This window comes from Vibrio sp. B181a (assembly GCF_030248375.1).
Classification (GTDB): domain Bacteria; phylum Pseudomonadota; class Gammaproteobacteria; order Enterobacterales; family Vibrionaceae; genus Vibrio; species Vibrio campbellii.
Genome location: NZ_JAHGAD010000051.1, coordinates 1 through 2,925 on the forward strand (window position 1 = coordinate 1; position 2,925 = coordinate 2,925).

Annotated in this window: 3 protein-coding genes; all 3 read left to right on the forward strand. The window is 39.6% G+C overall.

Annotated features, from left to right (window positions below):
* Positions 1-713 precede the first annotated feature (713 nt).
* The 3 genes from KIO97_RS21340 (at position 714) to KIO97_RS21355 (ending at position 2,627) form a co-directional block, all read left to right on the forward strand.
* Entirely contained in the window at positions 714-1,427 is a 714-nt protein-coding gene (locus tag KIO97_RS21340; protein WP_045420886.1) for a hypothetical protein, read from the forward strand.
* A 155-nt stretch (positions 1,428-1,582) separates the two neighbouring features.
* Complete coding sequence (locus KIO97_RS21350; RefSeq protein WP_285383866.1) at positions 1,583-1,966, forward strand: hypothetical protein; 384 nt, start codon at positions 1,583-1,585, stop codon at positions 1,964-1,966.
* A 139-nt stretch (positions 1,967-2,105) separates the two neighbouring features.
* A complete protein-coding gene (locus KIO97_RS21355) occupies positions 2,106-2,627 on the forward strand; it encodes a GNAT family N-acetyltransferase (protein ID WP_285383867.1) in 522 nt (173 codons plus the stop codon).
* Positions 2,628-2,925: the final 298 nt, after the last annotated feature.

Sequence of the window (2,925 nt, forward strand, 5' to 3'; positions counted from 1 at the left end):
TTCAGAAGCTTTTAGAGGTTCATCGAAAAAACCCTGTACCGGAGAATTTCGTTACTTTCGAACCTACGAACCCGAGCCTTATGATTGACTGGCTTTCTGTTAAGTTCCTTTTTTGGTCTGACGAATGCCTCAATGGAGGCAACGTTATATCCAAACTGCGCGTTAGGTATAATAAAATGGCATGTTTCGGAAATTGCGTATGTTTTAACTGCAGGGTGGTAGCTCGTCGCCCAACATGGCGGAGAGCTACATATGATAAACCTGAATCTATCGGGGAAAAAAGCACTGTTACTAAATGTCAACACTGTGGATCTTTGATGTACTTTCTGGGACCAACGATTAAAGTTCCGTCCAAAAAGAGAGTTAAGGAGTGGACAAAGCTGCATGATGAGGTTTTTGCTTTTCGACGGTATTTGATACATGACTCAAGTGTTAGGAAAGTCAGAGCAAAGCACTTATTGGAAAAGGAGATTCAAAAGATTCGGGCACGTGCGTCGACCAGAGGGCGAGACAAGTTAGTAAAAGAACTTCAAAATAGGTTGAATAAATATACCTAACAATCTGTTTAAGAGGGATTCGCAACGCGTGGCATTTTTACTATGCGTTGGTTTTAGTATTTAAGGTGGTATGCGGCGGCTTTTGTATAGCGTTGCTCACCCCTTAACAGTGCGTTAGGCTACTTAGCCCCAGTCATACACATAGAGGATGAAGTTGTGGATTTCTTTAAAGAATCAATCCCTCTAATTACAGTGATTATTGCAGTTGCTACTTTCTTTATTACCAATTTTAATGCAAGAAAGGCACAAGATAAGGCAAAAGAAGCATTGGAACTGGCAGAAAAAGCAAACAAATTGGCTTTTGAAGCTACCGAGATAACAAAGCGCAGACTTAGGTCTGAGCCGCTAGTTCATATAAATAGCGTTGAACAAAATATTGATCTCACCTCTTTGGAATCTTTAGGGGAGAATCTTTATCATATATTACAAATAAAAAATAAAGGGGAGATTGCATTTGAGAATTTGTCTATGGAGTTAATTGGTATCGCTCCTGAAACGTACCCAATTTCTAATCCAAATAATATTATTAAGCCTTTGCCTTCTGTAACTCATGATGTTGGTTTGACAGTTATGATCCATCCCCATAATCTTGCTAATATTGATCTAAGAAAGCCCTTTATTTCTTACTTGGATAAACTATCAAAGCAGTTGAAGTACGAAGATGAAATTTATCATACTGTCATTAATCTAATGCTTTTACCGACAGCTGTCGGTGATCCTCTTCCATCTGGTGTAAATAGAGCTGGTTGTGAAGATCGAGTATTAATAACCATAAAGTTTAAGCCAGTTGATTTTACAAAAGAGAAGATAGAAACTTATTTATCACACACGCAAGACCTTACGCATAGAGTTTATCCATATTCTTCATAGTGGCCTAACAAACTGTTTAAGAGGGATTCGCAACGCGTGGCATTTTCACTATGCGTTGATTTAAGTGTTTAAGGTGGTATGCGGCGGCTTTGGTATTGCGTTGCTCACCCCTTAACAGGGCGTTAAATGCACGTGCGTTCTAATAGGATTTACGGATGAATCGAAATATAGAATTTAGAACTAATTTATGGCAATTGAAAATGGTGTTGTCCATGGTGGCAAGCTATTTGGTTTTCACACTTATTTTCAATTGGTTATACGAAACTGAATTTCAATTATGGCCATTTCTAGTCGGAGTGACGAGTATGGTGGTTGTGTATTCAGTTTTAGTTTTGTTTAAGAAGAGTCATTTGTCAGTTGTGGGAAATGATGTTTTCCTCCGAGGACTCAAGGCTGAGTTGATGGCTAAGAAAGATATGTTTGGGCATCAATATATTCAAATTACCTCAAATACAGAAACGGGCTACCATCGGCTTAAAGTTACCAAGAATCAGATTTCTTTTTCAGACTGGGAGTTTCTGTTGGGAAAGTGCATTTAACAAAGCGTTTAAGACGGATTCCCAACGCTTGGCGACTTGAGTTCAATTCAGTTCTAGTGTTTAAGGTACAATGGTTTAGGTCGGGTGGTTGGCGTTGCTCACCACTTAACGCGGCGTTAGCCCTTTTCGAGGAAACGATATGGAAATCGTACAAGAAATAGATGTTTCAGAATTGCATCATAAGGCAATCGAAGCATTAAGAAATCAAGCTTTTCCAGATAGCCAAGTAAGTCGTTCTTACTTTAAGCAGTTGCCTCATATGCGTGCCCTTCATTTTCAAGGTGAACAGCTGGTTGGCTATCTTGGACTGGATTATCGCGTTGTTAGTATCGGCGGGGAAATACATAAGGTTCTGGGCGTAATCGACTTTTGTGTTGACGAACGTTATCGAGGGCAAGGTATTGGCTCTTTTATGTTGTCAGAATTATCGGCATTTGCTGAAACTAAAGATGTGGATTTCATAATCCTTATATCTGAGTTACATGATTTCTACTCTACAAACGGCTTTTATCAAGTTCAGTGCATGCAGTCTTGGTTAAGGCTTCACGAGCACACCAACTTTGGAGTTGCTGTAGAGCATCTTGATGAACTGTATGTGAAACCACTCAGAGATAAGCAGTGGGGTGTTGGACATTTTGATTGGCTAGGTTATATGTACTAGTCAACCACAGGGCTAACAAACTGTTTAAGAGTGATTCGCAACGCGTGGCATTTTTACTATGCGGTGGTTTTAGTGTTTAAGGTGGTATGCGGGAGCTTCGGTATTGCGTTGCTCACACCTTAACAGGGCGTTAGTTGGTTCAAGGAGTTGAAGCTATGTATAAACAATCGGAAGTTAACAAAGCATTTATAACCATCCTTTTGATTCTCAGTGCGATTATAGTTTTTACCTCTAGTTATATCGGAGGTGTGCTCATAGCTTTGGCAATCAACCTTGTTATAGGGACATTGTTTTACTC

Coding starts and splice junctions, on each gene's coding strand:
- KIO97_RS21355 (WP_285383867.1), top strand. CDS start 2,106: ATGGAAATCGTACAAGAAATAGATGTTTCAGAATTGCATCATAAGGCA.
- KIO97_RS21350 (WP_285383866.1), top strand. CDS start 1,583: ATGAATCGAAATATAGAATTTAGAACTAATTTATGGCAATTGAAAATG.